Genomic DNA, 238 nt, shown 5'->3' with positions numbered 1-238 from the left:
TCAATTTGGTCTACACCCTCAATCAAAGCCATCGCTGAAGCAAGGTTTTCACTTCCGAACAACGCGGACATGATTGTAGCGTTGTGCATGACCGGAGTCAGGGCACGCAGTCGGTCAGTCAGTGAAAGGGACTGGTTTTGCATCGTTTTTATATTGACCCCGGCAGCTTTCAGTTGCTTGATCGCGTCCGTAGTCGGAGCCTGCAATTTGACTATCGTGTTACGCAAAGCGATACCGC

At 50.4% G+C, this 238-nt stretch carries 1 protein-coding gene; it reads right to left on the bottom strand.

What is annotated here, in order from left to right; translation table 11 throughout:
• Positions 1-238 (bottom strand): phage tail tape measure protein (locus tag HMPREF2794_RS15780; protein ID WP_070751866.1); only part of this gene is annotated, 238 nt, incomplete at both ends.

Origin of the sequence: Bacteroides sp. HMSC067B03, assembly GCF_001811315.1 — a bacterium.
In the GTDB taxonomy this organism is placed as follows: domain Bacteria; phylum Bacteroidota; class Bacteroidia; order Bacteroidales; family Bacteroidaceae; genus Bacteroides; species Bacteroides faecis.
Note: the sequence above shows the minus strand (reverse complement) of the source record. Positions and strands in the feature narration are given on the sequence as shown.